Raw genomic sequence first — 5,416 nt, forward strand, 5'->3', positions numbered from 1 at the left:
GGTGATAACGCTCGCCGCTGGCGGCCAGGCGTTCATGGCCGTGCGTGCGGGCCCAATCCAGCAGGCTGTCCAGCAAGGCGTTGGGGACCGCCGAGGGCTGGGCACGGGTCAGTTCTTCATGCAGCTGCGCATTGCGTTGCAGGCGCTTCAGGTAGAGCGGGCCACCGGCCTTGGGACCGGTGCCGGACTTGCCTTCACCGCCGAAGGGCTGGACCCCGACCACGGCACCGACGATGTTGCGGTTGACGTAGATGTTGCCGACATGGGCGCGCTGGGCGACGAAATCGATGGTCTCGTCGATGCGGGAATGCACGCCCAAAGTCAGGCCGTAGCCGGTGGCATTGATGGCGTCGATCAACTGCGGCAGGGCATCGCGCCGATAGCGCAGCACGTGCAGCACGGGGCCGAAGACTTCGCGCTGCAGTTGCGCCAGGTCGTCGATCTCGATCACGGTCGGCGGCACGAAGGTACCGTGCTGGCAGGCCGGGGCCAGCGGCAGCTGGTGCACTGAACGGGCGCTGCCGCGCATGCGCTCGATGTGGGCCAGCAGGTTCTGCTGGGCTTCGGCGTCGATGACCGGGCCGATGTCGGTGGAGAGGCGGTCCGGACGGCCCACGCGCAGCTCGGCCATGGCGCCCTTCAGCATTTCCAGGGTACGGTCGGCGATGTCTTCCTGCAGGCACAGCACGCGCAGTGCCGAGCAACGCTGGCCGGCGCTGTCGAAAGCCGAAGACAGCACATCCTGCACCACCTGTTCGGCCAGGGCGGACGAATCGACGATGAGCGCGTTCTGACCGCCGGTCTCGGCGATCAGCGGCACTTCGCCGTGTTCGCCGCTGCCATCGCCATCGTCATGCGAGCGCTTGGCCAGGGTGCGGTTGATCAGTTGCGCCACCTCGGTGGAGCCGGTGAAGATCACGCCCTTGACGCGCACGTCCGAGGTCAGGGCTGCGCCCACGGTCTCGCCACGGCCCGGCAGCAGTTGCAGCGCGGCGCGCGGGATACCGGCCTCGTGCAGCAGTTGCACGGCACGATGGGCGATCAGGGCGGTCTGCTCGGCCGGCTTGGCCAGTACCACGTTGCCGGCGGCCAGCGCAGCGCTGACCTCGCCGATGAAGATGGCCAGCGGGAAATTCCACGGGCTGATGCACACCACCGGTCCCCAGGCCAGGACGTTGCCGTCATGGCGCGAAGCGATGGCGTAGTAACGCAGGAAGTCCACCGCTTCGCGCACTTCGGCAATCGCGTTGGGCAGGGACTTGCCGGCTTCGCGCACGGCCAGGGCCATCAGTTCGGCGATGTTGGCTTCCAGCAGGTCGGCGCCGCGTTCCAGCATGGCGGCGCGCTCGGCGGCGGGGGTGGATTGCCATTGCGGCGCATAGGCGGTGGCGGCGGTCAGCGCGGTATCGACATCGGCGACCGTGGCTTCGATCACCTGCCCCACCACTTCGCGATGGTCGGCCGGATTGCGCACTGGCTGTGCAGCCTGCGCGACAATCTCGCCGGCCACCAGCGGCGCGGCCTGCCACTGGCGGCCAGCCATGTCCGCGAAGGCCTGGTCCAGCTGTTGCAGGCGACTTTCGTTGGAGAGGTCGATGCCGGCTGAGTTCGTGCGTTCCTCGCCATACAGGCGCTGCGGCACGGCGATGGCCGGGTGCGGCAGGCCGCCCTGGGCGCGCACGGTCTCGATGGGGTCGGCCACCAGGCTATCCAGCGAGACCGCCTCATCGACGATCTGGTTGACGAAGGAGGAGTTGGCGCCGTTCTCCAGCAGGCGGCGCACCAGGTAGGCCAGCAGGGTCTGGTGCGAACCGACCGGGGCATAGATGCGGCAGGCCTTGCCCAGATTGTCGGCGCCAACCACCTGGTCGTACAGGGTCTCGCCCATGCCGTGCAGGCACTGGAATTCGTAGTTGTCGATCTGGTGCTGCTTGGCCCAGTGGAAGATGGCCGACAGGGTCAGCGCGTTGTGCGTGGCGAACTGCGGGTAGATCACGTCAGTCGCGGCCAGCAGCTTTTGCGCGCAGGTCAGGTAGGAAAGATCGGTGTGCACCTTGCGGGTATAGACCGGATAGCCTTCCAGACCATCGACCTGGGCGCGCTTGATCTCGCTATCCCAGTAGGCGCCCTTGACCAGGCGGATCATCAGGCGGCGGCCATGACGGCGCGCCAGGTCGACCAGGTAGTCGATGACGAAGGGACAGCGCTTCTGGTAACCCTGCACCACGAAGCCCAGGCCCTCGAAGCCGGCCAGGTCGGGATCGGCGACCAGCACTTCCATCATGTCCAGCGACAGCTCCAGGCGGTCGGCCTCTTCGGCGTCGATGTTCAGGCCGATGTCGTATTGCTTGGCCAGCAGCAGCAACTGCTTCAGGCGCGGCAACAGTTCTCCCATCACGCGGGCGTGCTGGGCGCGCGAATAGCGCGGGTGCAGGGCCGACAGCTTGACCGAGATGCCCGGGCCGTCCTTGATGCCACGGCCGTTGGAGGCGCGGCCAATCGCGTGGATGGCCTGCTCGTAGGACTGGTAGTAGGCATCGGCATCGTGCATGGTCAGGGCCGCTTCGCCCAGCATGTCGTAGGAGTAGCGATAGCCGCGCTTTTCATTGTCACGGCTGTTCTCCAGCGCTTCTTCGATGGTCTGTCCGGTCACGAACTGGTTGCCCAGCATGCGCATGGCCAGGTCCACGCCCTTGCGGATCAGGGGCTCGCCACCCTTGCCGATCAGGCGGGTGATGGCCTGGGTCAGGCCGCTTTCGCTGCTGGTGGACACCAGCTTGCCGGTGATCAGCAGGCCCCAGGTGGCGGCATTGACGAACAGCGAAGGCGATTCACCCAGGTGCTTGCGCCAGTCGCCCTTGCTGATCTTGTCGGCGATCAGGCGGTCAGCGGTCTGGCGATCGGGGATGCGCAGCAGCGCCTCGGCCAGGCACATCAGCGCCACGCCTTCTTCCGAGGACAGCGAGAATTCGTGCATCAGCGCGTCCACGCCGGACGATCGGGTGCGCTTCTCGCGCACCTGCTGCACCAGTTTCCGGGCCAGTTGCTGGGTCGACTCCTTCCAGGACGGGTCGCCCTGGACCTGCTGCAACAGCCATTGCACGGCCTCGCGCTCATCGCGACGGTAGGCGGCGGTGATGGCGGCGCGCAGGGGGCTGGGAGCGGGCAGCAGCTCGGCGCGGAAGGCGCCGAAAGGCAGGCTGGAAGCAGTGGCCGCAGGCGCGGCAGAGGTGACGGTAGTCATGGTCTGGAGTTCAGGATGGGAAGGATTTTGGCAACCGGATTCTATGTGCTAAAGACCAATATTAATTCTGTATTTCAGTGATATAGCCAATATTTAATTTTGCATTTCATTAATTTACCAACTTTAATTTTCCACAGAATCCCGGAAAAAGTGCAACATCCAGGCCGGCCGCGCCTGTGCAGGCGACACGGCCGGGAGCATGAAAAAAACGCCGCAGGCCTTGCGGCATGCGGCGTTCTGCTGACATCGGTGTCACCGGCGCGACAGACTGGTCCGGATCAACCCTCACCCAGGTAAGCCGCCTTGACCCGGGGATCATCCAGCATCTGTTTGGCCTCGCCTTCCATGGTGATCAGGCCCGACTCCATCACATAACCGCGATGCGCCGCCTCCAGCGCCAGCTTGGCGTTCTGCTCCACCAGCAGGATGGTGATGCCCTGGGCCGACACATTGCGGATCACTTCAAAGATCTTCTCCACCATGATCGGCGACAGGCCCATCGAGGGCTCGTCCAGCAACAGCAGCTTGGGGTGGCTCATCAGCGCGCGCGCCATGGCCAGCATCTGCTGTTCACCACCCGACAAGGTACCGGCCATCTGCGCCGCACGCTCCTTCAGTCGCGGGAAGACCTCGAACCAGCGGTCGATGTCGGCCTGGATCTGGCCCTTGTCATTGCTGGTGTAGGCGCCCATCAGCAGGTTTTCCTGGATGCTCATGCGGGTGAAGACGCCCCGCCCTTCCGGCACCATCGCCAGCTTGTCCTTGACCAGCTCGAAGGACTTCTTGCCCTTCAGCGGATTGCCCATGTAATACACGTGGCCATCTACCTTGCTGCTGGGTAGCGTGCCGGTGATGGCTTTCAGGGTGGTGGTCTTGCCGGCGCCGTTGGCACCGATCAGGGTCACCAGTTCGCCTTCGTTGACTTCCAGCGCGATGCCCTTGACGGCCTGGATGCCGCCATAGGCCACGCTCAGTTGTTCGACTTTGAGGATGTTCGTTGTCATGTTCTGTGGTCTCGCTTAATGGCCCGCGCCCAGGTAGGCTTCGATCACCGCCGGGTTCTTCTGCACATCGGCCGGTACGCCCTCGGCAATCGGCTTGCCGTAGTCCAGCACCGTGATGCGGTTGCACAGGCCCATCATCAGCTTCACATCGTGTTCGATGAGCAGGATGGTCCGGCCATCGGCCTGGATCTTCACCAGCAGCTCGCGCAGGCCCAGTTTCTCGGTGGCGTTCATGCCGGCTGCCGGTTCGTCCAGCGCCAGCAGTTGCGGGTCGGTCGCCAGGGCACGGGCGATTTCCAGGCGACGCTGGTCGCCATACGACAGGTGACGCGCCGTGCGCTTGGCGAACTGGCCGATGCCCACGAAGTCCAGCAGTTGCTGCGACTTGGCGCGGATCGCCGCTTCTTCTTCGCGGGCCGCCTTGTGGCGGAAGACCGCGCCAAACACGTTCTGCTTGGTGCGCACGTGGCAGCCGACCATCACGTTTTCCAGCACGGTCATCTCGCCAAAGAGGCGGATGTTCTGGAAGGTACGGGCGATGCCGGCCTTGGCCACTTCGTGCGGGGCGCTGGGGCTATAGGGCTTGCCGTCCAGCTCGAAGCTGCCGGTGTCCGGTTGATACAGGCCCGTGATGACGTTGAAGAAGGTGGTCTTGCCCGCACCGTTGGGGCCGATCAGGCCATAGATCTGGCCGCGCTCGATGGTGATGCCCACGCCGTTCAGGGCTTGCAGGCCGCCGAAACGCTTGCTGACGTCGCGGATCTTGAGCAGTGTCTGTGTCATGTTCTGTGCTCCAGCTTAGGCTTTGACTTCGCCGGTCGTACCGACTTTGGTATGGTCCACTTCGGGACGGTCTTCATGGCGCGGCGAGGGCCACAGGCCAGCCGGACGGGTCAGCATGATGACCACCATGGCCAGGCCGTAGAGCAGCTGACGCAGCACTTCGGCATCGATCCAGACACGGCCGAAGATGGCCATCTGCAGCGGCTCCACCACGTGGCGCAGCACTTCCGGCAATGCGGCCAGGATCACGCCACCCAGCACCACGCCGGGGATGTGACCGATGCCGCCCAGCACCACCATGGCCAGCACGGCGATGGATTCGGTCAGCGAGAAGGATTCCGGCGACACAAAACCCTGGAAGGCGCCGAACATGGCACCGGCCACG

The 5,416-nt window shown here is 64.8% G+C and carries 4 protein-coding genes; all 4 read right to left on the reverse strand.

Going from position 1 to position 5,416, the window contains the following annotated elements:
• On the reverse strand, positions 1-3,244 hold a 3,244-nt coding region (gene putA / locus HFRIS_RS24200), incomplete at its 3' end, for a bifunctional proline dehydrogenase/L-glutamate gamma-semialdehyde dehydrogenase PutA (RefSeq protein ID WP_006465664.1).
• Positions 3,245-3,522: 278 nt separating this feature from the next.
• Positions 3,523-4,248, reverse strand: a complete 726-nt coding sequence (locus HFRIS_RS24205; RefSeq protein ID WP_006464706.1) for an ABC transporter ATP-binding protein — start codon at positions 4,246-4,248, stop codon at positions 3,523-3,525.
• A 15-nt stretch (positions 4,249-4,263) separates the two neighbouring features.
• Complete coding sequence (locus HFRIS_RS24210; protein WP_006465665.1) at positions 4,264-5,031, reverse strand: ABC transporter ATP-binding protein; 768 nt, start codon at positions 5,029-5,031, stop codon at positions 4,264-4,266.
• Between the two features lie 15 nt (positions 5,032-5,046).
• A partial coding sequence (locus tag HFRIS_RS24215) for an ABC transporter permease subunit (protein ID WP_039876222.1) occupies positions 5,047-5,416 on the reverse strand: 370 nt, incomplete at its 5' end.

Source organism: Herbaspirillum frisingense GSF30, assembly GCF_000300975.2.
Lineage (GTDB): Bacteria > Pseudomonadota > Gammaproteobacteria > Burkholderiales > Burkholderiaceae_D > Herbaspirillum > Herbaspirillum frisingense.

Coding starts and splice junctions, on each gene's coding strand:
- HFRIS_RS24205 (WP_006464706.1), bottom strand. CDS start 4,248: ATGACAACGAACATCCTCAAAGTCGAACAACTGAGCGTGGCCTATGGC.
- HFRIS_RS24210 (WP_006465665.1), bottom strand. CDS start 5,031: ATGACACAGACACTGCTCAAGATCCGCGACGTCAGCAAGCGTTTCGGC.